Source organism: Bradyrhizobium sp. JYMT SZCCT0180 (assembly GCF_018130165.1).
In the GTDB taxonomy this organism is placed as follows: Bacteria; Pseudomonadota; Alphaproteobacteria; order Rhizobiales; family Xanthobacteraceae; genus Bradyrhizobium.
Map to the genome: position 1 here is coordinate 39,275 of NZ_JAFCLZ010000015.1, position 25,146 is coordinate 64,420.

A 25,146-nucleotide genomic window follows, 5' to 3' on the forward strand; every position below is an offset into this window, starting at 1 on the left:
ACGACAAGTTCGGGCCGCGAAGCGGCTCGATGACATGACAGGCAGGACGGGAATGATCGAGACGCTGCAAGCGCGGGTCAATGGCGACGCGGGACTGGTCCGGCGCGGCCGCTATCTCACGACCAGCTTTCTTCTGGAAGTCGGCCAGTCGGCCTTTCTGATTTCGATCCATGAGGGACGAATCGTGTCGGTGACGCCAGGGCCGTTGGTGATGCCGTCATCGGCCTTTGCGCTTCGCGCCTCCGAGGAGGAATGGAAGAAATTCTGGAGCGAGCGCCCGCCGCCGGGCTCCAACGATTTGCTGGCGCTGATCAAGCGGCGGGTGCTGAGGGCCGAAGGCAATCTGCAGATCTTCATGGCCCATCTGCGTTACTTCAAGGAGGCGCTCGCCAAGCTCCGCGCCACGGGAGCTGGCGCATGAGCGCGAGGTTCGAGCCGATCGTCGGCCGCTACATGCATCTGGAATTGTTCGGCCGGCCGCACCGCATCTACGTCGAGCAAGCGGGCGAGGGCACGCCGTTACTGTGCCTGCACACCGCGGGCAGCGATGGCCGGCAATACCGCGCGCTGATGAACGATGCGCGCGTCACCTCAAAACATCGCGTCATCGCCTTCGACATGCCCTGGCACGGCAAATCCTCGCCGCCGGCCGGCTGGCACGAGGAGGAATACCAGCTGACCTCGGCGCAATACACGACCATGGTTCTGGAAATTTCGGCGGCACTCGAGCTCGACACGCCGATTCTGATCGGCTGCTCGATCGGCGGCCGCATCGCGCTGCATCTGGCGCTCGAACACCCCGAGCGCTTTCGCGCCATCATCGGTCTGCAGGCCGGTGCGCATGTCGATCCCTATTACGATTTGAATTTCCTGCACCGGCCGGATGTGCATGGCGGCGAGGTCTGCGGCGCCATCGTCTCCGGACTGGTGGGCCCCGATGCGCCGGAACGTGAGCGTTGGGAAACGATCTGGCACTACATGCAGGGCGGGCCCGGCGTGTTCAAAGGCGATCTGTATTTCTACAAGCTCGACGGCGACATCCGCGGCCGCGTCGCAGAGATCGACACCAGGCGCTGTCCGCTGTTTCTGCTATCCGGCGAGTATGATTACTCCTGCACCCCGGAGGAGACGCTGGCCGTGGCCAACAGCATCAGGGGTTGCGAAGCCACCATCATGAAGGGGCTCGGCCACTTCCCGATGAGCGAAAATCCGGAGCTGTTTCTGACGCACCTGCTGCCGGTGCTGGAGAAGATCGGCGGGGGCTGAGCGATGGCCGCATGGTTCGCCTGGCGACGCGTAGCGTCGTCCAGAGACGCACGGCTTTGCCGCGCTCCTCACCATGAGGTTCGAGACTTTCTGCTGAGTCCTCATCTTCCAGACCTCATCCTGAGGAGGCGCGAAAGCGCCGTCTCGAAGGATGAAGCCACCGAACCGGAAACGTTTTGGGTGCTATTTGCTCAGCGGCGGCGGCGCAGTGTCTTCGCGCAGCGCGGCGTGGACCTTGGCCATCGTGGCGCTGCAATAGGCCTCGCGCTCGCGGTTGAAGCGTTCCTGATGCGCGCGGAAATTGGCGACACGGGCGCGGATCTCGGACTGGAAGTCGACCTTGGGCTCGGGACGTGCGCTCTGGACCGGCTTTGGCGGCACGACGGAGATGGTTTCGGCCAGCACCGCCTCGATGTCAGGCATCGACACCGCGGCTGTGGCCTTGGGCACGTCAAAGGGTGCGGGCGCTTCCGGGCTTACGAAAGAGGCTGGATTCGCGAGGAATTGCGCGGCGTCCGGCTTCTTTCCGGTCACCGATTGCACGAATGCCATTGTCTGCGCGATCAGGAGGTCGCGTTCTTTCATCCATTTCATCGCACACCTCAGCCCAAGTCATTCGAGCAAAAGGCTTTTGTGGAATCAAGAGCAAGTGTTGAACTTGGCTAATGAAGGCATTCGATTTGCCGGCGAGGTGACAAAAGGGCGACACCCGTGTGCGGGACACCCTGCGTAGCGCCGCCGCCAGGGGCTATGGGGACAGCGCAGGGCCCAGACACAAAATCGCGAAACAACCCCATGCAAAGATAGAACGGGCGGCGGCTCGCAGCACGGTGCTTGCGTAAGGCATAAGAAAATGGGGCGGCCGTCACGGCCGGACCCTCAATCCCGCTTAGCGCTCGCGCGGATTGGTGTTGGGCACGAAAGGTGCGCCGATCACCCGGACTGGCGTTTGGTCGATGAGCCGGGCTGGTTGACGTGCCGCCGGCGAAGCCGCGGCGGCCTTGGTCGACGACGCAGGCGCCACGGTGGCCGACGATGAAGCCATCGCGGCGGCCGACGACGAAGACGTCGCGGCGGCGGCATAGACCTGCCTGTTTTTGCTCACGGCGGGGGCGGGTTCCCAAAAGCCGACGGCGCCAGCGATCACAGCACTCACCAAGGTAACGCCGGTGAGCAACACCAGATTGCAGTTCTCTTCTCGAATTCTCATGCAGAAAAAACGTGATCGGCAGGGGATGGTTCCGCGTGCCGACGGGAACCCAAAATGCCGCAGCTAACCGCTGGAACAAAGATTAAATGTGCATTTCGTAACACAGGGTCCGGAACGATTCCCGCGTTGCAACGTAATTTCTGCGGGCAGGCAAGCGGGAGATAGCAGCGGTGGTGGGCAGGCAGTATCTGACGCGTCAGGCAACTACGCTTCTCAAATTTGCACGGACAGTCACGGACCCGAATGTGGCAGCGGGCCTGGTCGAGAAGGCCGCCGATCTCAAATCCCGGGTCGATGATCCGAACCGGTCGGACAAGAGTCCGAGAGCGCCGGATGTCGAGCGGACCAGCAGTCGATAGCGCAGCGACGCCGCATGCAGGAAGGCCGCATGATCTGCGCTCGCAAGCCGACGCGCGATCACATAACCGCCATCCGGAACTCCGTTGAATCATCGGAACAGGATTCCGTTTCCCAAAACTGCAAAAATTAACCTGCGCAAGTTCCTGCAACACGCACGCTCGGCAGGCGTTAACCCGGCAACGGAAAGGAGCGCACATGCGAAAGATAGGATTAACTCTCGCAGCCGTTGCAGCGCTTGCGACAACCGCTGTCGTCAATTCGCCGGCCGAGGCCCGCGGCGGGCGTAACGCGGCGATCGGCTTCGGTGTGGCCGCAGGCGTGCTAGGCGCGGCCGCGGCAGCCAATGCCTACAACAACGGTTACTACTACGGACCGAGATACGGCTATTACGGCGGTGGGCCGTACGCCTATTACGATGATGGCCCGCGATACTACCGCCGCCACTATCATCGACACTACCATCATTGGTAACGAAGAGGCCCGGAGCAATCCGGGCTTTTTCTTTGCGCTGTCAGATAAACAGCTTGGCGACGGCCAGCACCATCAAAGCGGCAATGCAGAGATACATCAGGGCGAATAGGCGCCGGTCCTGTTTGGCGTGCCGTTCCGAAATCTTACCAGTCATGAAATCAGTAAATGGATCTTGCACGGTGGCCCTCTGAAGCAAGGCCGTACAGGTTCTGATTTGCGATTCCCGGTCAAGAGTCGCTTGAGATTTTTTGATGTTGCGGTCGGCATAAAGCGGCTCGCAGAGCACGGCGCCAAGAGTGTTCACTGTGAATAGTGAGGATAACGGGAAATCTCGCCGTGGCTGTGAATATCGAGGATTGAGTGCAGAATGCTGCTTTGGGGTCGGATAATTCGAAGCGCGCACTTCAGAACCGTATTCATCAAGCCATTGTTCGGGAGGTGCCATGTTGAAATATAATGGTGTCAGCTCGCCGGCGGCCTATGTCTGCCACGTGGTTTGCTTCTTTATCGGTTGGGCCGCGCTCGCGCTTTTCACCGCCAATCGGGTGAAAGTCGATTACTCCGAAGGGCCGAGCTGGAATCCATTTTCAAGATTGCCGGACGGCTCGCCTGCGATTTCCGAATACGCGGTGGATGTGCTCGGCGTCGGCGTCATGATCGCTGCGCTCGGGCTCGCGTGGCTGATACGGCGCTGGATGCTGATGTAAACGGTGCAAGCGTCGTTGTCGTATTTGCGACTTTGAACGCGGACTGGCGCCGGTAAAACCGTCCGGCATTCAATTATATCAATACCTTACGGCGACCGTGACCCACTGTCGGAAAATGTCATTTTTTGTGAACAGTTTCACAAGGCCGCTATCCAGCGCCAGCGCGTTAGGTTAAGTGACGCAAGGTTGGGACAACACCGGAGCGATCATGACAACAGTGCAGGCCATTGCATTTGGGGCCATGCTGGCTTGGACCCCGGCGCTCATCATTATGGCGTTCTTGTTGTGGAATGTTCCCGACCTCGACGAGAAAGAATAGCCTCGTTGCGTCGCCGGTGCCGTCAGCGCTTCGCCCTGCCGTCGACCTGACGCCAGAGCGACGAACCATTTCCATTTTCGACCGAAGCTCTGGACCACTCTGAACTGGCGCCGATACGCCATGAGTTAGCTTGGCTGCAGGTCGCGCAAATTGGTCGTCCCCCGGTTCCGAATTAGGACATCAGACTTCTTGCACGGTCATTTGCTGGCCATGCAGCGCGAAGCAGTTCGTGCTGAATCACGATCGGGATTACCCGGCTTGCCTGTTCCGGCTAAACACAAGACCAAGGCAGCCCATTGCGATCAAAATTGCTCCCGCGATCATTAGCCAATACGGCAAGTCAATCGACGACAGCAGCTCCATTTATTCTGCTCGTTTCTCTGCAGCTTCAGCCAGCGCAGGCAGCTCTCTGCGTTCTGCCGGTGATTTCGGACGGCATTATGACTGCCGCGCCTCTTCGGCCCCATTTCTCTATCGCTTCTGGTCGGATCGAGCGGCAGCCGTAAGGAGTTTGTCGGAAGAGTTTAGTCTTTATGTTCGGTCCAGCTGCGTTCGCCGCACTGACATTCAAACATTCGTACCGTCAAGCCACGAGTTGGGTCCATCATCTTGTGAACCACTTTGAGCTCCGCGCCACACCTGCACCTGCGATGCTCGCGCTTCTCCGGTCCTGAGGGTTTATCGCCGCTGAAGTCGTTCATTACTCACCCCCGCCAAAGGTGAGTCTATAAGAGCTAAATTGCAGTTTTGTTCCCGCTCGCGCGCGGAAAACGCGCGCATCACCCGAATGGGTTATAATTCAAGTGAAGCCACTAACGGTGAGGCCGCGACCGTTAAGCAAACAAATCCGCGTGGGCCGGTGTGTACTTCGCGAAGGCCCCGGACTCGCGCAGCCGCGCGCGATCGCGAGATCTTTCCAGCAGCTTGCGCGCGGCCTTCTCAGGACCGGAATAGGGGCGGTCGGTGCTTGGCTTCACGCGTGCTGCGAATCTATACGTGCATCCTGAACGTCACGGCCGGTTGCTGCTATATTTATCGCGGCGTCACACAGCGTGCCGTCCACTGGTTGATTGCGTCGGCAGCGGCATGCATTGCGTATTTCCAAGCCATCCAGGCGCGCTGGCGCCGATCCCTCGACGAAGTTGGCTTCCGTGCATCGTGGTCGGCACAACCAACGAGGCCGCCAACCGAGGTACTCCAAACTAGTTCGGAACGATCAGTCGGGTTGCGGTAACTTGGCTAACCGTAGGCCGCCTTTTTCCGCGTTGCCCGCGGTTGGAATGGCGGCCCCAACTCAGCCCCCAGCCCCGAGGTTGGGGCCGCTTCTCCGCGGCGTCGCGAATGGAAGGGGCCGCCAACTGAGGCGGCCTACAAGGCGAACGATAGAATGATGATGCCACCACGGCCGCGCGCTTTGCTGTTTTTGAAACGGGGCGGGTTGCCGCCTTTTCCCCAGACGGTGAGTGTATGAGTTCCAGCGAAAAAGCGGCCGTCGAGGTGGTCCCCGGCAAAAGGCGACAGCAAGTGATCGTTGGGGTGGCCTTCTTTGTCCCTGTTGTCCTTGCAATGGCAGGCTGGTTCTACCTCCTTAGCAAGCTCGTTGCGAAGACCTACGATTGGCTGTTTGCATAATTGCAGCGGAGCGCGCCGCGCGCGGCCATTGGTATTCACGATCCGGTATCTTGCGCCGGCTTTTGCTGCCCAATGAAAAAGGCCGCAGGCTTTGCGCGCTGCGGCCCGTCCGGGAAAATTGATTGTCAGTGCAATGACAATACTCCCAACCCCGGTAACGTCGAATCTGCCGCAAGACTTTCGAGCAGGGGAGTCTTAATTGGTGTTCCGAGAAACGAAACATCCCGCATGTTGCTAGACGGTGACAGTTCCTCGCACCACTCAAGCGACGCTGGTGCCGGTTGAGAGGATTGAACTCCCGACCTTCGGTTTACAAAACCGCTGCTCTACCGCTGAGCTAAACCGGCGAATTGAAGCGATGGGGGGCCAGCCCAGATAACGCGCGGGGTTCCATCAATCTTCGGCGGTCGAATACCAGACTTGCCCGGAAAGGGCCAGCACCTCGAAAGCCGCTCCATCACGCCTGCACACGAAAAAGGCGGCCTTTCGGCCGCCTTCTTCCGCGTCTCGATCCGCTGGTCCTATTGGCAGATGTGCCGGCGGCCGTCTTCGCCGCGGAACAGGGTGCCGGGGATGCAGACGAAGCCGTTGCGGCGGGCATATTCTTCGCCGCCGATCGGTTCGACTGCCATCGCGGACGCAGTGCCTGCGGCGGCGCCGGCCGCGGCGTTGCCCGGCCCGAAGCCGGTGCGGCCATCCCAGCGATTGTAGCTGTTCTGCCAGGTGCCACTCTGGTGATTCACCGGATCCGCAAAGGCCGGACGCTGATAGTTGCCGCTGGTGACCTGCTGCGCCATGGCCGGACTCGCCAATGCGGATGCAAGGATCGCGGCGGCGCCGAGGATCTTGATTGTCGTCATACGGCTCTCCTTCTTTCGTGATGCGAGTTTTCTCGCGACACCAGTTTTCGTCACGCCAAGCCAGGTCCGGGGTGCAAGGTCGTTCCGTATTTTCCCTCGCCGCGATTCAATTCGGCGTGATTTGCCCGGACGTGCCGCTCACCTCTCAGCAGGGACGCCAGCGTCCGTCGGGGCCCATATAGGTCGCGTCGGGTTGAACGCCGCAGGCGGGACGCAGGCTCTGCGGGCGTTGGACGGGATAGGCATAGGAATCGTCATAGGCCGGCCCGCCATAATAGGCGTAGGAATCCCTGTTGCGGAACGGGGCGGTAGCAATCGCGCCCGCCGCGCCAACCGCACCGCCGACGACACCGGCTGCGACTTCGCCGGGCCAGAAGCCGGACGATCTAGGGCGATAATTGTAATCATCATTCGTCCACTGCTGCGCCATCGCAGGTGTCGCGACTGCCGCTGTAAGCAATGCTGCTGCGCCCAGAAGTTTCAGTTTTGTCATTGGTTGCTCTCCGCAAAGGTTGTGCGAGGCCAACCGATCGCAGGGCTCGATGTTCCGATTTTGGGTTGTGCTGCGTTCAAACCGGTGTGATGTTCCGGCTCCGCATTTTTGACACCCAACCAACACCTTCAAGAGTCCCTCAGAGAATTTTCATGCCGACGCGTGACCTCGATTACCGCTGCGACGATGTCAATTTGCGGGGCTATCTCGCCTGGAACGACAATGCGGCAGGTCCGCAGCCGGGCGTGCTGGTGTTTCACGAGGGACTGGGGCTCGGCGCGTTTGCGATGGAACGCGCGCGGCGGCTTGCAGACCTCGGCTATATCGCGCTCGCCGCCGACATGTTCGGGGACCGGCGGCAGGCGAGCAATCTGCAGCAGGTCGCGACGCTGGTCGGCGGCCTGCGCGCCGAACCGGAAAAACTCCGCGCCCGCGGCCGCGCCGCGCTCGCAACGATGGCTGGCTTGCCTGATGTCGATACCAGCCGGCTCGCAGGAATCGGGTTCTGCTTCGGCGGCTCGGTGGTGCTGGAGCTCGCGCGCGAGGGCGCCGATCTCAAGGCTGTCGTCAGTTTCCACGGCGTACTGGCAACGAAAAAGCCCGCGCAACCCGGCCGCGTGAAGGCCAGCGTGCTGGTCTTGACCGGCGCGGAGGATCCGCTGGCGCCGCCCGATCAGGTCGCGGCGTTCGAGAACGAGATGCGCGAGGGTCACGTGCGCGACTGGCAGGTCATCAGCTACGGCAACACGCTGCATGGTTTCACCAACCCCGCCGCTGACGGTTCGATGATGCGCACCGCGCTCTACAATGAGCAGGCCGATCGCCGCTCATGGGGGGCGATGCGGGGGCTGTTCGATGAAGTGTTGACCTGACAAGAGCAGTTGATTGGTGTTTGATAAGCGCTTGTAGCGCGCAGGGGGCATATGTTCGGAATTCTGGGGCTTGGGTTTTTGCTGGGCATGCAGCATGCGCTCGAAGCCGATCATATCGCCGCTGTCTCCAGCATTGCCGCGCGCCGCAGCCGTGTCGGTGACATCGTCAAGCACGGGCTGACCTGGGGACTCGGTCATACGCTGACGCTGTTCGTCTTCGCCGGCTGCGCCATCTTGCTTGGCAGTGCGATCCCGGAAAGCGTGACGCGTCCACTCGAGGCCGCCGTCGGCATCATGCTGGTCGGCTTAGGTGCGCATGTGCTGTGGCGGCTGTGGCGCGACCGCGTGCATTTTCACAAGCACGGCCATGGCGACGGCACCGTGCATCTTCACGCCCACAGCCATGCCGGAGAAACCACGCCGCATCTGCGCACCGCGCACGCGCATGAGCATGGTTTTCGCTGGCGCACGCTGCTGGTCGGGTTGATGCACGGCATGGCGGGATCGGCTGCACTGCTGGTGCTGACGGTGTCGCAGGCGTCTAGCCCGGCGGCCGGACTCGGTTACGTCGCGCTGTTCGGAATCGGCTCGATGATCGGCATGGGCGCATTGTCCACCGTCATCGCCGTGCCGCTCGCGGTGTCCGCGCGCTGGCTCACCTGGGCCAATCGCGGCCTGCAGGGCGCCGTCGGTATCGTCACGATCGCCATCGGCGCGACGACCCTCGTCGAAAATTTGTTCGCCTGAGATATTCGCTCTCTCTCTCTCTCTCTCTCTCGTCATTCCGGGGCGATGCGCAGCATCGAGCCCGGAATCCATTGGGCGGCTGGGCGCGCGGCTGGATGGATTCCGGGCTCGCGCTTCGCGCGCCCCGGAATGACGAGAGAGAATGCCCGTTAACAATTGCTGAGCAGGTTCGCTCGCAATTGAACGGCGCGGGATGCTGACGCGTTAGCCTTACCGGCAGTTTGGTCCGGCCCCTTAACCCTTGGGGATGCCGGTTCGACTAAATTGCGGCCAGAGGAAAACGGGGTCCTAAGCGATGCGCATTGGCGTGACACTGGCACTTCTGATGGCGACGACGTCGACGGCCTTGGCCGGCGGCGGCTTTGAAATCGTGATTCCGGGTCGCCCCGGTGTTCCCGTCATCATCAACGGCGTCGATGCATCCTATTCGGTGGTCGAGGGCGACTGGGGCCTCCTCAGGGGCACGCATGTGCAGCCGACCGTCTATGGTGGCCGCTATGTCGATCCGGTGCCGCGTGTCGGCCATTATTATCCGAGCGCGGGTCATCTGCCCGGTTACGGCCGCCTGGAAATCGAGCCGCCGGCGAACCGAAGGTTGCCGCAGCCGGCCGAAAGCTATCACCAATCCTGGTCTGCACAGTCGGCGCCGCTGCCGGCGCAGTCCAACGTGCCGGTCAATCCACCCGAGATCATCTACGCACCGCAGGAAGACCGGCGTCGTCGGCATCCCACGGGACTGCTTCCACGCCCATAAAACCACGCCAACAAGAACACCAACAGGCAAACACCTACAGGAGAGAGTAATGCGTCATCTGATTTCAGGACTGGTCGCGGCCGTCGCCGTGATGGCCACCGCGCCCGCGATGGCGTGCGGTTACACAAGCTGCGGTTACGCCGCGCCCGTCGTCTATGCGGCGCCGGTTGTTGCGACCTACACCTCGGCGGGCTGCAATCCCTGCGGCGGCGTGGGCTGGGGTTATGCCCGGCTCGCCGATCCCGTGCAGCAATACTACTACGTCAACCAGGGCCCGACCTATTCCGGTCCCGGCGCCTGGGCTCCGGCCCGCGTGTACGAGGAAGACACCGTCGTCGGCTATCGTCCGTATTACGGCTACGGCTTCCGCAGTGGCGTCGTAGCGCCGCGCGCGTACGGCTACCGCTACGGGTACCGTTCGGGCTTCCGCTATGGCTACGGCGCCCGTTACGGTTATGCCGGACGTTATGGCTACGGCGCTCGTTACGGCTATCGCGGCGCGCGCTTCGGCCGTTACTGATCCAAACTTCGAATCAAAACGACGGCGTCCGTTCGCATCAAGCGAGCGGGCGTTGTTTTTATTTCATCAATCCCAGCCTGGAAGCGCCGATATAGAGCGCCAGCACCGCGGCGTTCGAGACGTTCAGGCTCTTGATCTCGCCGGGCATGTCGAGGCGCGCCACCACGCTGCACGTCTCGCGCGTCAATTGCCGCAAGCCCTTGCCTTCGGCGCCCAGTACCAACGCCAGCGGCTGCTGTAATGCGACGGCGCCGAGGTCTTCGCTGCCTTCGCTGTCGAGGCCAACGGTCATGAAGCCACGGTCGTTCAACTCGTTCAGCGCGCGGGCGAGATTCTGCACGGTCACCAATGGCACCATTTCCAGCGCGCCGGACGCCGACTTCGCCAGCACGCCCGTCGCCTCGGGGCTGTGACGCGCCGTCGTGACGATCGCCTTGACCGCAAAGGCCGCGGCCGAACGCAGGATGGCGCCGACATTGTGCGGGTCGGTGATCTGGTCGAGCACCAGCACGATGCCCTCCTGATCAAGCGAATCGATATCCGGCGAGGGCAGGGGATCGGCCTCCGCGAGCAGGCCCTGATGCACGGCATCCGGGCCCAGCCGCTGGTCGATCGCGCTCGGCCGGACGAGTTCCGGGGGTACGCGGGTGTCGATATTCTCGTCGGCCAGGCGCCGGGCGGCGTTCTCGGTCAGAAACAGTTTGCGGATCTGGCGCTCCGGATTGGCCAAAGCCGCCGTAACCGTATGCCACCCGTAAAGAATCACCGGCCCGTCCGGGCTGCTGTCCCGGTCGCGCCAGGCCGGGCGACCGCCCGGTTTCCGGCCTTTTTCGAAGGGTTTGCCGCCGCCACGGCGGAACGGCGGTTTTCGGTCGCGATCGCTCATGGGCCAGCTTGTGTCACGGGTTCCGGATTATGGCAATTTGGCCCCTCGAGGCTCGTTTTTCGAGGCTTCCCTTGGTTGACTTTGCCATGCCCCTTCGCCCATAAACGCGCCCGACCGGGAGCGCGCCATCGGCTCCAGGTATTAACGTCATCCATGGCCTGTCCGCCGCCATCTAGCGGTTGGGTTTGCGATGCAGTTAAACGGGGGAGTGTCCCGAGTGGCAAAGGGAGCTGACTGTAAATCAGCCGTCTTATGACTTCGAAGGTTCGAGTCCTTCTTCCCCCACCAGCCTTCGCTGGCTCCGCCAGCTACGGCTAGGCAAGCCCTATCGTAGCGAAGGCTGCCTCGCCGAAGCCCGCAGGGCGAAGGCGGGCGCTTCCAGCTCTCCGCGGCAAGCCATATCGTAGCGAAGCCTGCCGGACCGTAGCCTGGCGGATCATCAATTATGGGGCTGGATATGCTCTCGTTTCTGGCCGAATTCTGGATGTTTCTGCGGGTGCGGAAGAAGTTTTGGCTGCTGCCGATCTTCATCATGATGCTGCTATTCGGGTCGCTGCTCGTCTTGTCGAAAGGCTCTGCGGTCGCACCTTTTATTTACGCGATTTTCTAGAGAACTCTTGAGCCCTTCTCGCCGCTGCTCTGGCTCCTTGATTTACTCGGTCTGCTCGAGCTCGTGAGCGCCATTCTGGAGCTGATCGGGGCGGTGATTTCCGGCGTGGTAAAGCTTGCCAGCTATCGTAGCCCTAGCTGGTAACGCCCGGCGTCTCCGTGGTCGGGAACGGCTCGCCGGGAAGATAGAGGGCGATCGGGCGGATCTCGTAGACCGCCGTCGGATTGACCTTGCGCAGGTCGCGGGCCACCGCGATCACGGCGTCCTCATCGGCGCAGTTCACGACATAGAGTCCCAGCAACTGCTCCTTGGTTTCGGCAAACGGCCCGTCGATCACGACCCCTGCGCCCGGTCCTCGCAAGGTGCGGGCCTTGCCCGTCGCCCCCAGCCGCGCCGACGGCCCCAGCAATTTCTGTTCGTTGAGCCGGTCATGAACTCCAAGCAACTCGGTCATCAGGGCGGCGTCCTCCGCCGGCGTCCAGGACTGCACCTCGGCTTCCACGTGATAGGCCAGAATGGCGTAAAGCATCGGTATCTCCTTGGCACAAAGCGTTTTCGAGCGAAGTGGACCCGGTTCGCGTGAAGAAAACGCGTCAAAACAAAAATAGGGCGGGATTGGACCCCTCCGAGGACGTTTCGCAAAGGCCTATCCCGACAGGACCGTTTCAACAAAGTGTCAAACGGTCGCCGGGTGAGGCACGTCACGAAACATTCCGGAAACACGATATAGGGGTTCGGTGCTTGAACGCGCGGTGGCAAGTTAACGACTGATGAACAGAACGCAGCAACTGCGCATCATCCACGGAGACGGTCATGCAACGCAAGCCAGCCTCGATCATCAGCGACGCCACCCGATCCCACGCGGCGTCGCCGGCATCGACGCAGCCCGGCGATTGGCACGATGTCTCCGGCCACCACCGCTATTACGGCAGCTCGGCCACCAATGGCGGCGAGAACATTGTCGAAAGCCGCCGCGGGGCACGTCCGCGATCGGTCAATCTCTGCGGCTTCTGACCGGCCTTCAGTCCCGAGACCATCCCAATGGCCGACGTCACCCTGGGCACGCTCCTCATCCTGTTCCTGCCGTTTCTGTTGTCGCTCGTCGGGCAGGGCGGAATGGCGAAGATGCTCACGCTGGTGACGAGCATTCTGGCGCTGCTGCTCAGCGTCAAGGAATACGGCGCCGTGCTTCCCTGGATCACCGGCATGGCGATCGCCCTGATTTCGGTGTGGGAAAGAATCCGGCAGCGCCGGATGGCGTGAGCGGTCGGCTCGAAAGCTTCTGAACTTCTGAATCGAACGTCTTGGCCCTATTGCTCTCGCCCCGGGCTTGCGGAACAATGCCGCCAGCGATGGAGGAAGAGATGGGAGCAGCGTTCGCCGTAGCGCCAGACGTGCCGTGCTGAAGACCGTCTTGCTTGGCACGCTTGTGAGCGCCTGCTGTGTTGCGGCGGCCTTTGCACAATCCGGCAATGCCGGCGGCACCATCGGCAATGATGAAAAGGCGCTCTCCGGCACCAGACAGCAATTGCAGTCGGCGGCACCGGACCAGGACCGCAATTCATGCGTCGTCGCCGATCCGACCGGAACGCCGCTCAACATCCGGACGTCACCGAACGGAAAAATCGTCGGCAAGATCGCCAACGGCGAGCGCATCCGGATTTCCGACCAGACAACCGAAGACGGAAAGCAGTGGGCCTACATTTCGAACGCCGCTTCCCGGCCGATGGGGTGGGTGTTTCGAAAATTTCTCGTGTGTAGGTGAATTGCTCCCATCGCGAGTTGCCGCAATCCCGCACCCCCAACAAAAAGGCGCGGCAGGATGGCTCCCGCCGCGCCCCAACTATTGAACTCGCTGGTCCAGGGCTGAGAGCGCCCCGTGCCAAGCCTCTAAGCGCGAGAGCCTAGCGGGCGATCCCAGCGAGGTGACAGCGCTTGGTAAGAGACACTGGATCACCTCCTTTCGTTGGTTTGTGGAGATAAGAGTATAGGCAGCGAATCTGTCGCTGTTAAGGGGCTGGGCGGCGCGGATTCCGGCCGGAACCGGGCCGATTCGTGAGGCAACCGGGTCGCGTTTGGCGGTTTCCTGCCGGTTTCCCGGCAGTTGATCGACGGTTCCCGGGGTGGTTGAGGCCGCCCGCATGGCGTGTTAGGTGATCGCGCAGACGCGGGTGTAGCTCAATGGTAGAGCAGCAGCCTTCCAAGCTGAATACGAGGGTTCGATTCCCTTCACCCGCTCCATTCAAATTCTGTCCAGCCCGAAACATAGGTAGTGGCGCCGATCGAATCCCGCGGTCGGGTGGATGAACGTGGATCAGGCATGAAGAAGATGACACCTGCCGCCAGCCCCGAGGCGTATGTCGTCGCGCTCTCCGGCTGGCGCCGCGAGTGTGTTGAATCCCTGCGGGCGGCGGTTCGCGCTGTTTCGGCGCTGGAAGAAGTCGTGAAATGGGGCCACCTCGTCTATCTGGCCAATGGACCGGCTCTGCTGATCCGCGCCGAGGAGGAGCGGGTGCTGTTCGGCTTCTGGAGAGGCCAGCGACTGAGTGACATCGAGCCTCGCCTCAAGAAGGCCGGCAAATACGAGATGGCCACGCTGGAACTGCGGGAGGGAATGTCCATCAAGCCATCGATGGCGCGTCGCCTGGCTCGGGAGGCCGTCGCGCTCAACCAGACGCTTGGCAATCCGGTGCACGCGGCAAAGCCGGCTTCGAAGAAAGGCAACAGGCGGCAGGTCTGATGCGCATCATCTACTTTTGCCTGGGCTGGGTGATGGTCGCGCTCGGCGTGATCGGCCTTGTGATGCCGCTGATGCCGGGGGCGGTTTTCCTGATCGTGGCGGCGTGGTGCTTCGCGCGCTCCTCGCCCCGTTTCGAGGCCTGGCTCCTCGGGCATCCGACATTGGGCAAACCGCTGCGTGACTGGCGCGCCGCCGGAGCCATCCCGCGCCCGGCCAAGATCATGGCTTGCGCGGGGATGACGTTCGGTTTCGCTGTCTTCTGCTACACTTTTGCGCCGTCGGTGCCGCTCGCCCTGGCCGTGGCAGCGGGTTTTTTGGCTTGCGCCGCCTACGTCGTCTCGCGTCCCGCGGTGGCCCGGCAGGACACTTCGATCTAGCGATCGCCGCCACGAGTACGATGGCGTCCGCATGCCAGTCCTGATCCGGGCAGCCTTGTGCAGCCGGCCATCTCGAACGATGCTCGCGAGAGTCCGCAGCGCCTCATCAGGAAACCCACCATGCCCGTCGACGCCAAAACCGCCACCGACCGTCTCATGCGCTTCCTCGCCGTCGAGGGCGTGACCGGAAAGGAGGCCGCGATCGGACGCGAGCTCAGCGCGGCGCTGCAGGAAAGTGGCGTGCCGGCGAGCGCGATCCGCCTCGACGACGCCAACACCCGCATTCCCGTGCCGACGGAGACCGGCAACCTCATTGTCGATCTGCCCGGCCGCGGCGCGATGCACAACCAGCCGCGGATCATGTTCATGACCCACATGGACACCGTGCCGCTATGCGCCGGCGCCAAACCAAAACTGGCGGGGCGCAAGATCGTCAATGACGCGAAGACCGCGCTCGGCGGCGACAACCGCGCCGGCTGCGGCGTTCTCGTCACGCTGGCGGCCGAGCTAGCCAAGCAGAAGCTCGATCATCCGCCGATCACGCTGCTGTTCTGCGTCCGCGAGGAGAGCGGGCTCTATGGCGCGCGCCACGTCAAGACCGACGAACTCGGCTCGCCGGTGATGGCCTTCAACTACGACGGCGGCTCTGCCTCCAATGTGACGATCGGCGCCGTCGGCGCGGATCGCTGGCAGGTCGAGATTTTCGGCCGCGCCTCCCACGCCGGCGTCGCACCCGAGCGCGGGATCAGTTCGACCATGATCCTGGCGCTGGCGCTCGCCGACGTGAAGGCCGGCGGCTGGTTCGGCAAGGTGGTGAAGCGCAAGCTGCAGGGCACCAGCAATGTCGGCCCCGTCACCGGCGGCGAGGGAAGGCCGGCCGGCGACGCCACCAATGTCGTCACCGACTACGTGCACGTGCGCGGCGAAAGCCGCAGCCACGACAGCAAGTTCTTCAAGGAGATCACCAAGGCCTACAAGGCCGCGTTCGAGAAGGCCGCAAAGAGCGTGAAGAACAGCGACGGCAAATCGGGCCGCGTCAAGTTCAAGGCCGAGACCGACTATTATCCGTTCCGCATGAAAGAGAGCCTGCCCGTGGTCAAGCGCGCGATCGAGGCCGTGTCCGGCATCGGCGCAACGCCTTCCATCCGCGCCGCCAATGGCGGGCTGGACGCCAACTGGATGGTCCGCCACGGCATTCCGACGGTGACCTTCGGCGCCGGGCAGAACGAGCCGCACACGATCGACGAATGGATCAATCTCGACGAGTACGACAAGGCGTGCGCGCTCGCCGTCCAGCTCGCGACGATGCGGTGAGCCGGGCCTGCCACTGCGGTTCAGTGAGGCACATGACAACCTTGATGCAGCCGTCCTAAGCCGTATGGCCGGGATCAAAATCCGACGGGGTCTTCTTTCTGCGTTGCGGGACCATTATTGCGGGATCCGGCTGTCCCGGTACCCCGCGCGGTCCAAGTTGCTCCCGCTGAATGTCGTCCTCCGATTGCCTCGGCCGGCCGTCATCGACTTGCCGCCGAATTTTTATGCTCTCGTCGTAGATTTGCCGACTGGTTTTGGTTTCCGGCATGAGGGCACCCGTTTTTCAGCTAGCTCGCAAACTGCGCGTCGTCGGAGCCACTGATACCAATAACGTTCCCGACAGAGATTTGTTTCTACTGACGGCCCGATAGACTGCCGCGCTGACATAGATAAACCGCCTACGACCTCAGCCAGGCTTAGCGGTTCTGGGCGCTTTCGCAGCACGCGTGCGTCGTCGGCCGTGGTCTGTTGCCGGCCAGCGCTTGTCGCTCACGGCAGCGCGTACGACCTCGATCGCCGTCTTGCGTACCTCCAGAAAGGCCTTGGTCTGAGGCCGGTCCGCCAGCGCGATGAGCCCAAGCGAACGCGTCAGCGGCGGATCGATGATGCGCCGCGCGTAATACTTCTCCGCCGCGAGGTCGGAGAGGACGGTGGCACGGGACAGAATAGCGCATCCGAGGCCGGCCTCGAGCGCCATGCGCAGCGCCGGCAGAGAATCCACTTCGAGCGTCTCGCTTGGAATGACCTGATTGCGGAGAACCTGGGTCTGGATGATGGCGCGCGATGCCGGCATTGGCGTCAAACCAAGCACGCTTCGTTGCGGAATCGCGGAGAAGGCGATCGGACCGGTCGACCGGCCGATCAGGCCCGGATGCCCGACGAGGTAGAGATCTTCCTCCAGCAGCAACTCGACATCCAGACGGGCGTCCCGCGGCGGATTGTAGGCGAGCGCGAGATCGAGGGTGCCCGACAGGACGCGCTCGGTCAGCGCCGGTGACAGCGCCTCGACGATTGTCAGGTAGACGCCCGGAGCATTGGTTCGGACCGCCTTCATGAAATCGAGCGCGACCAGGGAGATCCCGGTATGGCTGAGGCCGAGGTAGACCGGACCGGCCGCTGCCTCATTAAAGTTCCGGACATCCTCTTCGGCCTTGCCGAGCGCCGACAAGACCGCGCTGGCGTGCTCATAGAGCCGGCGTCCGGCTGCCGTCAGCGCGATGCCGCGCGGCCTTCGTTCGAGCAGTTTGACGCCGAGATCGTTTTCGAGCGCGGCGACGTGATGGCTGAGCGCCGACTGGGCGATGTTGAGCCTCTCCGCCGCCCGCGACAGCACGCCGGCATCGGCGATGGCGATGAAGTATCTGATCTGCCGCAATCCCAGCGCCACCGAAATCGCTCCTGCCATCTAGTTATTAGAACAGATTGATCGTGATATTATATTTGTCAGATGTCTTTGGGCGCAGCAAGCTCCAGCCAACAAAAGATCACCCGGAGGAGCCGCGGCGCATGGACCTGCCGAACAGCGTCGTCATCAGCGAAGAGGGGCCGCGCGAAGGCTTTCAGATCGAGCCGGGCCCGATCGCGACCGCGGACAAGATCGCGGTGATCGATGCGCTCTCCAGTTGCGGCCTGCGCCGGATTCAAATCGCCTCCTTCGTCAACGCCAAGCATGTTCCGGGCTGGGCCGACGCCGAGGCCGTGGTCGATGGGTTCACTGCACGGCAAGGCGTCGAATACTCCGCGCTGTGGTTCAACGAGGGCGGATTGCGGCGCGCGCTCGCGTTCAGCGGGAAGCTGACCCTTGCCGGGTTCATTTCGCTGAGCGCATCGGAGGCCTTCGCCGTCCGGAATCTCAACCGCGATCGCGCCGGACAACTCGAAGCCATGCGCAAATATGTGCGGGTGCACCAGGAAGCCGGTGTGCCGATCGCCAAGATCATCGTCATGGCCGCCTTCGGCTGTAATTTCGCCGGCGACGTCTCGCCCGCAGCGGTCGTCGAGACGGTGGCGGACGGGCTTGCCGTCGCACGCGAATTCGGCGTTGAGGTGCGGGACGTTGCGCTCGCGGATTCCATGGGCTGGGCGACGCCGCGCCGGGTCGCGGCCGCGGTTGGCGCCGTTCGTGACCGCTGGCCGGACTTGCAGATCGCCCTGCATCTGCATGACACGCGCGGGCAGGGTATCGCATGCGCCTATGAAGGATTGAGGCTCGGTGTCACCGCGTTCGACGCGGCGGTGGCGGGGCTCGGCGGCTGTCCGTTTGCCGGCCAACCCGGTGCGCCCGGCAATATCGCCACCGAGGAACTCGCGCTGCTGTGTGACGAGATGGGCATCGCGACCGGCCTGAACATCGAGGCGCTGATCGAGGCCGGGCGTCTCGCCGAGCGGATCGTCGGACACCGCCTGCCGAGCGCTGCGCTCCGATCGGGAACGCTCGCTGCATTCCGGGAAAGGGCCGCATGATGACGGCGTCGAGGCCGCTGGCGGGATTGAAGGTGCTGGATTTCGGCCACACCATCATGGGTCCGTGCGCGGGCGTGCTGTTTGCCGATCTCGGCGCCGACGTCATCAAGATCGAGCCTGCCGGCGGCGATCCGACGCGGCGCCTGCCAGGCTTCGCCGCCGGATTCTTCGCGACTTACAATCGCAACAAGCGGTCGATCGCGATCGACCTGAAGCGGCCCGAAGGGCAGGCGATCGTGCATCGGCTCGTCGGGGACGCCGACGTGGTGCTGGAGAATTTCGGGCCGGGAACCATCGAGCGGCTGAAATGCAGCTGGGAGGATCTGCGCCGGATCAATCCGCGTCTGGTCTATCTTTCGATGAAGGGTTTTTTGAAAGGGCCGTACGAGAATCGGGGTGCACTCGATGAAGTCGTGCAGATGCAGTCCGGCCTCGCCTACATGACGGGTCCGCCCGGCCGGCCACTCCGCGCCGGCGCGCCCGTGATCGACATTCTCGGCGGCGCGTTTGGCGTGGTGGCTGCGCTGGCGGCGCTGCGCGAGCGCGACACCACTGGCGTCGGGCAAAAGGTCGCCAGCTCGCTGTTTGAAAGCGCGACCTTCATGCTCGGCGCCGTTGTCGTGGGCAGCGCGGTCATCGGCGGACCGATGCCGCCGATGCCGGCGCGCAAGAATGCCTGGGGTGTCTATGATGTCTTCACCGCATCCGATGGCGGTCAGGTCTTCATCGGCTGCACCTCGGACGGTCACTGGCAGCGGTTCTGCGAAACGTTCGGCTTCGACGACTGGCGCGATGATATCAGGTTTGCGGGTAACGCCGCACGCTGCGAAGCGCGTGAGTGGATGCTCCCCGAACTGGAGCGGCGGATCGCGCGGCTGCCACTCGGCGAAATCCTGGCAAAATGCGAAGCGGCGCGGGTGGCCTATTCGCGGGTTGGCCGGCCCGACGAACTGTCGACCGATCCGCATCTGCTCGGCAATGGCGGCTTGCTTGCAACCGCCGTTTCGGGACTAGGTGGCGGGCGGCTGGTCGGAATCCCGGCGCTGCCGGTGGAGTTCGGCGAAGCGCAGGAACGGCCCGGCCTCGATCGCCAGCCGCCGCGGATCGGCGAGCACACGGACGAAATTCTGCGGGCCGCCGGATATTCGGAGCGCGACATTGAGGATTTGCGCTCGGCCGGCGTGCTGGGCGCGGTCGCGAACGAGCCCGCGTAAAAACGAACCAGCGCGGTGGATTCAACCGCGCGTGGATAAAAATGTGATCTCAGGGAGGAGGCGGAGCATGACGTCAGGCAAACTGGTGCGAGGCAAAGCCCGTACGCTCGGCGCGGCGCTGGTTACGATGGCGTTGGTCGCGACGGTACAAGTCGCCAACGCGCAGCCATATCCATCACGATCGATGACCTTCCTGGTGGGATATTCCGCGGGCGGGCAGGCCGATGCACTGGCCCGGATCATCGGCAAGCAACTCGGCGAGAACCTCAAAGTATCCGTCGTCATCGAGAACAAGACGGGTGCCAATGGCATGATCGCGGCGCAGGCGGCCGCACGCGCCGAGCCCGATGGATACACATCCTGATGGTTACGGATGCGATGGTGACGATCGATCCGCATCTCGCCACCAGCAAACAGTTCGACCTTTCGGCAGCCTTGGAGCCAGTGATCAGCGTCACCGGGGCGCCATTGCTGCTTGCCGCCAGCATCAATCTGCCGGCCAACTCGGTGGCCGAGCTCGTCGCGCTGGCCAAGCAAAAGACCGTGGAATTAAGCTTTGGCAGTTCAGGCAGCTCCACTCCACATCGTCTCGCCGGCGAGATGTTGCAGAAGGCCGGCGGCTTCACGATGACCCATATTCCATACAAGGGGACGGCGGCTTCGGTGAACGACCTGTTGGGCGGACAGATACCGCTGGTGTTCGGCGCGTACACGGCGGTCGAGCCGCTGGCGGCGGCGGGCAAGATTAAGCTGCTGGGCGTTACCTCGGAGAAGCGCGACCCGCTGCTCCCCAACGTGCCTGCGATCAGCGAGACTTTCCCGGGTTACAAAATCACCAGCTACATTGGATTCATGCTGCCGAAGAACACGCCAAAGGCGGTGATCGATACCTTGAACAAGGAGGTGAATCAGGTCCTTGCGACGGACACGATGCGCGCCTGGCTGGCCAAGCAGGGCATGGCCGCGATCGGTGGTACGGCTGATGATTTCAAGCGCCAGATCGACATCGACTATCGGGCGCGTGGCGAGCTTGTCCGGGCTCTCGGCATTGCCGCCGAGTGAGCTGGAAGGCAGCGGATCGCATCACACGATGAGCCGGCCGACCCGATCGGCCACCGTGATCTGCGCCTCGGTCCCCGAATTGAACTCGAGGCGGTCGGCTTCGATGCCGTCGCTGAAGATGACGCCGTTTTCCGGCATCAGGGAGCGGACGCTGAGCCGTTCGGATCCCGTCAGCTCGCCATAGACCAGATTTACCTGCGAGGTGCGGCTTGGAAACGGTTCGCGCACGGCGAAGCGCAAGGCGTTGCAATCCCAGGCCTGCGCCGAATAGGATGCGGGCGCGGTCTCGCCGCCGAACGCGCCGGCGATGGCGAGCGAGCCGGTGACGATGCTCTTGAACCACGCCGTCGAGCCGAGGCCGGTGGAGACGATCAGGCCGCTCGATGACTGTGTCTCCCTGTGCCCGCCGGCCACGATTTCATACACCGCTGATGTGTGCGTGCGCGCGCCGATGAAGAGCTCGTTGACGGCATGGAGCACCTGACCGTTGGTCAGCGTGGCCCTCGCCATGGTCACCGCCTTGAAGCCGCGCTTGTCGGCGGCGACCTCGCGCAGCAGGGCAGGGAGATTGTCCGGCACGAACGGCAGCAGGATGCCGTCGTAGCGCCTTGCGTCCGGGTTGAGACCGATCAGCGGGTGGCCGTCGAGATACTTCATGGTGTTGGCGACCACGCCGTCCTGGCCGAGCGCGACCACGATGTCGGCGGGGCCGAACAGGAAGTTCGGCAAAAAACTCCGGTCGATGATCTGGTAGCGGCCCCATTGCTCCAGCGTCTGCACGGTGCGGTGCCGCTCTGCCTGATAGACGTCGTGCTCGCGCTGATAGTCGGAGAAGTCGGCGCCGAGATGCTCGACATAGAATTTCGCTTGCGCGGCCGTCAGATATTTCGCGATCAGATCTTCCAGCCGCGTCTTGCGGGTGACCAGCACCACCTTGCGGTCATTGGCGGCGGGCATGCGTGGTCTCCTTCGGCTTCTCCATCAGCGCGCTGAGCAGTTCCGGCGAGACGTTCAACTGGCCGATCCGCTCGGCCTTTTCGGCGATGCCGCCGAACGCCTGCGCGATCAACTGGCCGGGCTGCATGCCCGCCGCCGCGAGCGCCTGGATCACCCTGGTGTCGACGCCTTCGAAAATCTTCATCAGCGCGCCGACGCGGTAGGCTTCGGCGTCCGCCAGCGTCCTGGTGTTTTCCGCGTTGAGCGCCACGAAATCCCCGCGCTTTGCTTCCAGCGTGATGTCGGCGACCATGCCGGCTTCGCGCAGTTCGTTCTGCTTGGCGACCACGCTGGCCTCGGCGTCCATCTGGGTCTCGCGGATCGAGCGCTTCTTCTGCTCGACGGCGATTTCGGTGTCGAGTTCGCTCTCGCGAATGGCGCGTTCCTGTTCCACCGCGAAATTGCGCCGGGCGAAGATCGCTTCGTCGGCGTTTCGCAAAATTGCCTCACGCGCTTCGGCTTCGAGCGCCTTGGCGGTGTCCGGCGTCGGCTTGATGGCGCGGATCGAGACGCCGAGGATTTCCAGCCCGAGCGAAGCGATGTCGGCGCGGCTCTTGAGTCCGGTTGCGATAATGTCGGCGATCCGGTCGGAGGCCTGCAGCGCTTCCTTGAGCGTCAGGTCCTTCACCACCTGTTGCGCCAGCACCTCGACGGTGCCGAGGATCCGCAGCGGAAGCCTCTCGGGGTCGTCGGACTCGTAATTCTTGCCGTCCTTCTTGAGCGTGAAATTGAGCATGGCCGCCGCCCGCTTGGGATCACTGACGCGATAGGTGACGTGGCCCTGGATGGTGACGGCCTGAAAGTCGCGGGCGATCTGCTCGAAGATGAAGGCGGCGTCGCGGCTGCCGATCGGCACCGCGACCAGCGACGTGACCGGGGAATAATAGAACCCCGAGAGGCCGGCGCCTTCCTGGGTCACGGCGCCGCCGCGGTATTTCATCAGATAGGTCGTCGGCTGTGCCTTGATGAACCGGATGCCGAACATGGCGTGTACTCCTTCTAGTTCGCTCGTAAGTGTGTCTGGGCAACTAAGTAAGTTGTACAGTACAACTAAGTATGCTATTGTCAAGGCCAGCGGCAAAAAGGTTCATGGACACGGATTCGGGCATGGAACAGGGACGGGGACCAAAACCAGGCAACCCGGGAGGGCTGGATTTTCCGCGGCCGCTGACGACGGTCGATGTCGTCATTTTCGCCGTGCGCGACGATGCGCTTCAGGTCCTGCTGGTCCAGCGCCCGGCAAATGAGGGCGAGCCGTTTCCGGATTCCTGGGCGTTACCGGGCGGCTTCGTGGACATCGAGAAGGACCGCGACCTCGAGGCCTGTGCGGTCCGCAAGCTCAGGGACAAGACCGGCATGGTCAGTCCCTACCTTGAACAATTGGGGAGTTGGGGCAGCGCCGGCCGCGATCCCCGCGGCTGGTCGGCGACCCACGCCTATTTCGCGCTGATGCCCGATTTGCCCGCGAGCGGCCCCGGCGCCGCCGACGCGCGGTGGTTTGCCGTTGGTTCAGGCAAGCCAAAGGTCAGGCTTGCCTTCGACCACGCCGACATTCTGGAGGCGGCGGTCCAGCGCCTGCGCAACAAGGTCGAGTACACCTCGCTGCCGGCCTATCTGATGCCGCCGGAATTCACGCTGCCGGACCTGCAGCGCGTCTACGAGATCGTGCTCGACCGCCCGCTGGAGAAAAGCGCCTTCCGCACCCGGATGCTGGCGGCGGACCTGATCGAGCCGGTCGCCAAAATGCGCAAGGGGCCGAACCGGCCGGCACAGCTTTACCGGCTGAAGAAGGCAAGGTCCCCGGTGTTCTTTGCGCGCACGTTCAACGCGCCCGGCTGAGGCGTTTCGGCAGGCCGTCAGCCGCAGGCGGATACCTGCATGCCGCGAATGCAGGGCTCATGGCCGCAAAATAGTGTATCGGCTGGGCATCGCGCGCCGGGGGGACATTCCGGCGCCACCAAATCAAAAGTTTCGGAGGAAGTTTCATGTCGGCTCTGCCACTCAAAGGCATCAAGATTCTCGACCTGACGCGGGTGCTGGCGGGGCCCTTGTCGGCGCAGATGCTGGGCGATCTCGGCGCCGAGGTGATCAAGATCGAGCGTCCCGGCGGCGGCGACGATGCCCGCGCCTTCGGCCCGCCTTATCTGCAGGACCCCGAGGGCAAGGCCAACAACAACAACTCGTTCTATCTGTGCGCCAACCGCAACAAGAAGTCGGTCACGGTCAACATCGCCTCGCCGGAAGGTCAGGACATCATCCGCGAGCTGGCAAAATCCTGCGACGTGATGATGGAGAATTACAAGGTCGGCGATCTCAAGCGCTACCGGCTCGACTATGAATCGATCAAGGCGATTAATCCCGGCATCATCTATTGCTCGGTGACCGGTTTCGGCCAGACCGGACCTTACGCGCCGCGCGCCGGCTACGACGCGATTTTGCAGGCGATGGGCGGCCTGATGAGCGTCACCGGCCATATCGATGGCGAACCCGGCGAAGGTCCGATGAAGGTCGGCCCGTCGATCGTCGACTACATGACCGGCATGAACACGTCCATTGGCATTCTCTCGGCGCTGTTTCACCGCAAGGTCAATGGCGGGGAGGGGCAGCATGTCGACGTCTGCCTGTTCGACACCGTGATCGCCTCGCTGTCGCATTGGTTGCAGATCTATCTCGTCAACGGCGTGACGCCGCCGCGGCGCGGCACCTGGGGCAATGGCGGCATGCCGGCCGGCGTGTTCCGCGCCACCGATGGCGAATTGATGCTGGTGGTCGGCAATGACGGCCAGTTCGCGCGCACCTGCGCCGTGCTGGGCGCTCCCGAGCTCGCGACCGATCCAAAATTCCTCAAGAACAACGACCGCGTCGTGCACGGCAAGGAGATCATGGCGATCTTCGCCGGACTGTTCCTGAAGAAGCCGGTGGCGTACTGGCTGGACGAATTGGAGAAGGCCGGCGTGCCCTCCGGTCCGATCAACAATTTCGAGCAGGTGTTTTCAGATCCGCACGTCCAGTCGCGCGGCATGCGGGTCAAGGTTGAGCATCCCTTCGAGCCGGAACTGTCGCTGATCCGCAACGCCATCTCGTTCTCCGGCACGCCGGTGAAGGAGTATCGCGCGCCGCCGCTGCTCGGCGCACACACCAGGGAAGTGCTGGCGACGATCGGCTATGACGAGGCCAAGGTCGAGGCGTTGAAGGCGCAGAAGATCGTCTAGGCCAGGCATCGACATTTCGATCACCTTCGAAGCATGATCGCGGCGGAAGGCGTTAGTCTTG

At 63.0% G+C, this 25,146-nt stretch carries 30 protein-coding genes, 3 tRNA genes and 1 pseudogene; 22 read left to right on the plus strand and 12 right to left on the minus strand.

Translation table 11 applies throughout. The features are described from left to right. The first annotated feature begins 34 nt into the window (after positions 1-34). Both JQ641_RS22035 and JQ641_RS22040 read left to right on the plus strand, forming a co-directional pair. A complete protein-coding gene (locus tag JQ641_RS22035; RefSeq protein WP_249150603.1) occupies positions 35-421 on the plus strand; it encodes a hypothetical protein in 387 nt (128 codons plus the stop codon). Further along, positions 418-1,266, plus strand: a complete 849-nt coding sequence (locus JQ641_RS22040; RefSeq protein ID WP_211998041.1) for an alpha/beta fold hydrolase — start codon at positions 418-420, stop codon at positions 1,264-1,266. Before JQ641_RS22035 ends, JQ641_RS22040 begins: the two co-directional genes overlap by 4 nt. Positions 1,267-1,449: 183 nt before the next feature. Here the strand turns inward: JQ641_RS22040 and JQ641_RS22045 are convergent, their stop codons facing one another. After that, positions 1,450-1,860 (minus strand): hypothetical protein, encoded by a 411-nt coding sequence (locus tag JQ641_RS22045; RefSeq protein WP_211998042.1) that lies wholly within the window; start codon positions 1,858-1,860, stop codon positions 1,450-1,452. A gap of 295 nt (positions 1,861-2,155) precedes the next feature. Then, positions 2,156-2,476, minus strand: coding sequence for a hypothetical protein (locus JQ641_RS22050; RefSeq protein ID WP_211998043.1), 321 nt, complete (start codon positions 2,474-2,476; stop codon positions 2,156-2,158). A 555-nt stretch (positions 2,477-3,031) separates the two neighbouring features. Between JQ641_RS22050 and JQ641_RS22055 the strand changes: the two genes are divergently transcribed. Next, positions 3,032-3,307, plus strand: coding sequence for a hypothetical protein (locus tag JQ641_RS22055; protein ID WP_192733970.1), 276 nt, complete (start codon positions 3,032-3,034; stop codon positions 3,305-3,307). Positions 3,308-3,347: 40 nt separating this feature from the next. Here the strand turns inward: JQ641_RS22055 and JQ641_RS22060 are convergent, their stop codons facing one another. Further along, positions 3,348-3,752, minus strand: a complete 405-nt coding sequence (locus JQ641_RS22060) for a hypothetical protein (RefSeq protein WP_211998044.1) — start codon at positions 3,750-3,752, stop codon at positions 3,348-3,350. On the opposite strand from JQ641_RS22060, the gene JQ641_RS22065 reads away from it, so the two are divergent. Then, positions 3,751-4,014 (plus strand): hypothetical protein, encoded by a 264-nt coding sequence (locus JQ641_RS22065; protein WP_211998045.1) that lies wholly within the window; start codon positions 3,751-3,753, stop codon positions 4,012-4,014. The genes JQ641_RS22060 and JQ641_RS22065 overlap by 2 nt on opposite strands. Before the next feature lie 1,687 nt (positions 4,015-5,701). On the opposite strand, the gene JQ641_RS22070 is transcribed toward JQ641_RS22065, so the two are convergent. From JQ641_RS22070 to JQ641_RS22085, 4 genes are all read right to left on the minus strand, one after another. Beyond that, a complete protein-coding gene (locus tag JQ641_RS22070; RefSeq protein ID WP_211998046.1) occupies positions 5,702-6,004 on the minus strand; it encodes a hypothetical protein in 303 nt (100 codons plus the stop codon). A gap of 233 nt (positions 6,005-6,237) precedes the next feature. Further along, positions 6,238-6,312, minus strand: a tRNA-Thr gene (locus tag JQ641_RS22075). 174 nt (positions 6,313-6,486) lie between these two features. Then, positions 6,487-6,825: a hypothetical protein gene (locus JQ641_RS22080; RefSeq protein ID WP_211998047.1), complete on the minus strand. Its 339-nt coding sequence runs from the start codon at positions 6,823-6,825 to the stop codon at positions 6,487-6,489. A 145-nt stretch (positions 6,826-6,970) separates the two neighbouring features. Beyond that, complete coding sequence (locus tag JQ641_RS22085) at positions 6,971-7,318, minus strand: hypothetical protein (RefSeq protein ID WP_211998048.1); 348 nt, start codon at positions 7,316-7,318, stop codon at positions 6,971-6,973. 152 nt (positions 7,319-7,470) lie between these two features. Here JQ641_RS22085 and JQ641_RS22090 point away from each other — a divergent pair, with 152 nt between their 5' ends. The 4 genes from JQ641_RS22090 (at position 7,471) to JQ641_RS22105 (ending at position 10,211) form a co-directional block, all read left to right on the plus strand. Further along, a complete protein-coding gene (locus JQ641_RS22090; protein WP_211998049.1) occupies positions 7,471-8,190 on the plus strand; it encodes a dienelactone hydrolase family protein in 720 nt (239 codons plus the stop codon). Positions 8,191-8,241: 51 nt separating this feature from the next. After that, on the plus strand, positions 8,242-8,937 hold the full coding sequence (locus tag JQ641_RS22095) for a HoxN/HupN/NixA family nickel/cobalt transporter (protein WP_211998050.1): 696 nt from the start codon (positions 8,242-8,244) through the stop codon (positions 8,935-8,937). A 295-nt stretch (positions 8,938-9,232) separates the two neighbouring features. Beyond that, positions 9,233-9,691 (plus strand): hypothetical protein, encoded by a 459-nt coding sequence (locus JQ641_RS22100; protein ID WP_211998051.1) that lies wholly within the window; start codon positions 9,233-9,235, stop codon positions 9,689-9,691. 49 nt (positions 9,692-9,740) lie between these two features. Next, on the plus strand, positions 9,741-10,211 hold the full coding sequence (locus JQ641_RS22105) for a hypothetical protein (protein WP_211998052.1): 471 nt from the start codon (positions 9,741-9,743) through the stop codon (positions 10,209-10,211). A 58-nt stretch (positions 10,212-10,269) separates the two neighbouring features. Here JQ641_RS22105 and rlmB read toward each other — a convergent pair whose 3' ends face one another. Next, on the minus strand, positions 10,270-11,097 hold the full coding sequence (gene rlmB / locus JQ641_RS22110; RefSeq protein ID WP_211998053.1) for a 23S rRNA (guanosine(2251)-2'-O)-methyltransferase RlmB: 828 nt from the start codon (positions 11,095-11,097) through the stop codon (positions 10,270-10,272). A gap of 202 nt (positions 11,098-11,299) precedes the next feature. On the opposite strand from rlmB, the gene JQ641_RS22115 reads away from it, so the two are divergent. Next, positions 11,300-11,385: transfer RNA gene (locus JQ641_RS22115), tRNA-Tyr, on the plus strand. 169 nt (positions 11,386-11,554) lie between these two features. Next, positions 11,555-11,707, plus strand: coding sequence for a DUF5989 family protein (locus tag JQ641_RS22120; RefSeq protein WP_212038526.1), 153 nt, complete (start codon positions 11,555-11,557; stop codon positions 11,705-11,707). A 133-nt stretch (positions 11,708-11,840) separates the two neighbouring features. Here JQ641_RS22120 and JQ641_RS22125 read toward each other — a convergent pair whose 3' ends face one another. Then, on the minus strand, positions 11,841-12,236 hold the full coding sequence (locus JQ641_RS22125) for a YciI family protein (RefSeq protein WP_211998054.1): 396 nt from the start codon (positions 12,234-12,236) through the stop codon (positions 11,841-11,843). Between the two features lie 284 nt (positions 12,237-12,520). Here JQ641_RS22125 and JQ641_RS22130 point away from each other — a divergent pair, with 284 nt between their 5' ends. The 7 genes from JQ641_RS22130 to JQ641_RS22160 all read left to right on the plus strand — a co-directional run bounded on the left by JQ641_RS22130 (position 12,521) and on the right by JQ641_RS22160 (position 16,138). Next, the gene (locus tag JQ641_RS22130; protein WP_210337079.1) at positions 12,521-12,721 is read left to right on the plus strand and encodes a hypothetical protein; all 201 of its coding nucleotides are present in this window, start codon (positions 12,521-12,523) and stop codon (positions 12,719-12,721) included. Positions 12,722-12,748: 27 nt separating this feature from the next. Next, complete coding sequence (locus JQ641_RS22135) at positions 12,749-12,970, plus strand: hypothetical protein (RefSeq protein WP_211998055.1); 222 nt, start codon at positions 12,749-12,751, stop codon at positions 12,968-12,970. Positions 12,971-13,106: 136 nt separating this feature from the next. Beyond that, positions 13,107-13,472 (plus strand): SH3 domain-containing protein, encoded by a 366-nt coding sequence (locus JQ641_RS22140; protein ID WP_211998056.1) that lies wholly within the window; start codon positions 13,107-13,109, stop codon positions 13,470-13,472. 402 nt (positions 13,473-13,874) lie between these two features. Then, a tRNA-Gly gene (locus tag JQ641_RS22145) sits at positions 13,875-13,948 on the plus strand. Positions 13,949-14,027: 79 nt separating this feature from the next. Further along, a complete protein-coding gene (locus JQ641_RS22150) occupies positions 14,028-14,447 on the plus strand; it encodes a DUF1801 domain-containing protein (protein ID WP_211998057.1) in 420 nt (139 codons plus the stop codon). Continuing rightward, positions 14,447-14,824, plus strand: coding sequence for a YbaN family protein (locus tag JQ641_RS22155; RefSeq protein ID WP_211998058.1), 378 nt, complete (start codon positions 14,447-14,449; stop codon positions 14,822-14,824). Before JQ641_RS22150 ends, JQ641_RS22155 begins: the two co-directional genes overlap by 1 nt. A gap of 120 nt (positions 14,825-14,944) precedes the next feature. Beyond that, the gene (locus JQ641_RS22160) at positions 14,945-16,138 is read left to right on the plus strand and encodes a M20/M25/M40 family metallo-hydrolase (protein ID WP_211998059.1); all 1,194 of its coding nucleotides are present in this window, start codon (positions 14,945-14,947) and stop codon (positions 16,136-16,138) included. 406 nt (positions 16,139-16,544) lie between these two features. Here JQ641_RS22160 and JQ641_RS22165 read toward each other — a convergent pair whose 3' ends face one another. Further along, positions 16,545-17,543, minus strand: a complete 999-nt coding sequence (locus JQ641_RS22165; RefSeq protein ID WP_211998060.1) for a LysR family transcriptional regulator — start codon at positions 17,541-17,543, stop codon at positions 16,545-16,547. A gap of 101 nt (positions 17,544-17,644) precedes the next feature. Between JQ641_RS22165 and JQ641_RS22170 the strand changes: the two genes are divergently transcribed. The 3 genes and pseudogenes from JQ641_RS22170 (at position 17,645) to JQ641_RS22185 (ending at position 20,877) form a co-directional block, all read left to right on the plus strand. Continuing rightward, positions 17,645-18,601, plus strand: a complete 957-nt coding sequence (locus JQ641_RS22170) for a hydroxymethylglutaryl-CoA lyase (RefSeq protein WP_211998061.1) — start codon at positions 17,645-17,647, stop codon at positions 18,599-18,601. Continuing rightward, a complete protein-coding gene (locus tag JQ641_RS22175) occupies positions 18,598-19,815 on the plus strand; it encodes a CaiB/BaiF CoA transferase family protein (RefSeq protein ID WP_249150604.1) in 1,218 nt (405 codons plus the stop codon). The genes JQ641_RS22170 and JQ641_RS22175 overlap by 4 nt, the downstream gene beginning before the upstream one ends. Positions 19,816-19,999: 184 nt before the next feature. Further along, positions 20,000-20,877: pseudogene (locus tag JQ641_RS22185) on the plus strand (Bug family tripartite tricarboxylate transporter substrate binding protein). Between the two features lie 21 nt (positions 20,878-20,898). Here JQ641_RS22185 and JQ641_RS22190 read toward each other — a convergent pair. Both JQ641_RS22190 and JQ641_RS22195 read right to left on the minus strand, forming a co-directional pair. Continuing rightward, positions 20,899-21,834, minus strand: coding sequence for a diacylglycerol kinase catalytic domain-containing protein (locus JQ641_RS22190; protein ID WP_211998064.1), 936 nt, complete (start codon positions 21,832-21,834; stop codon positions 20,899-20,901). After that, positions 21,818-22,858: an SPFH domain-containing protein gene (locus tag JQ641_RS22195; protein ID WP_211998065.1), complete on the minus strand. Its 1,041-nt coding sequence runs from the start codon at positions 22,856-22,858 to the stop codon at positions 21,818-21,820. Before JQ641_RS22195 ends, JQ641_RS22190 begins: the two co-directional genes overlap by 17 nt. 104 nt (positions 22,859-22,962) lie before the next feature. Here JQ641_RS22195 and JQ641_RS22200 point away from each other — a divergent pair, with 104 nt between their 5' ends. Both JQ641_RS22200 and JQ641_RS22205 read left to right on the plus strand, forming a co-directional pair. Then, positions 22,963-23,712, plus strand: coding sequence for an NUDIX hydrolase (locus JQ641_RS22200; protein ID WP_249150605.1), 750 nt, complete (start codon positions 22,963-22,965; stop codon positions 23,710-23,712). A 146-nt stretch (positions 23,713-23,858) separates the two neighbouring features. Then, entirely contained in the window at positions 23,859-25,085 is a 1,227-nt protein-coding gene (locus JQ641_RS22205) for a CaiB/BaiF CoA transferase family protein (RefSeq protein WP_211998066.1), read from the plus strand. Positions 25,086-25,146 lie beyond the last annotated feature (61 nt).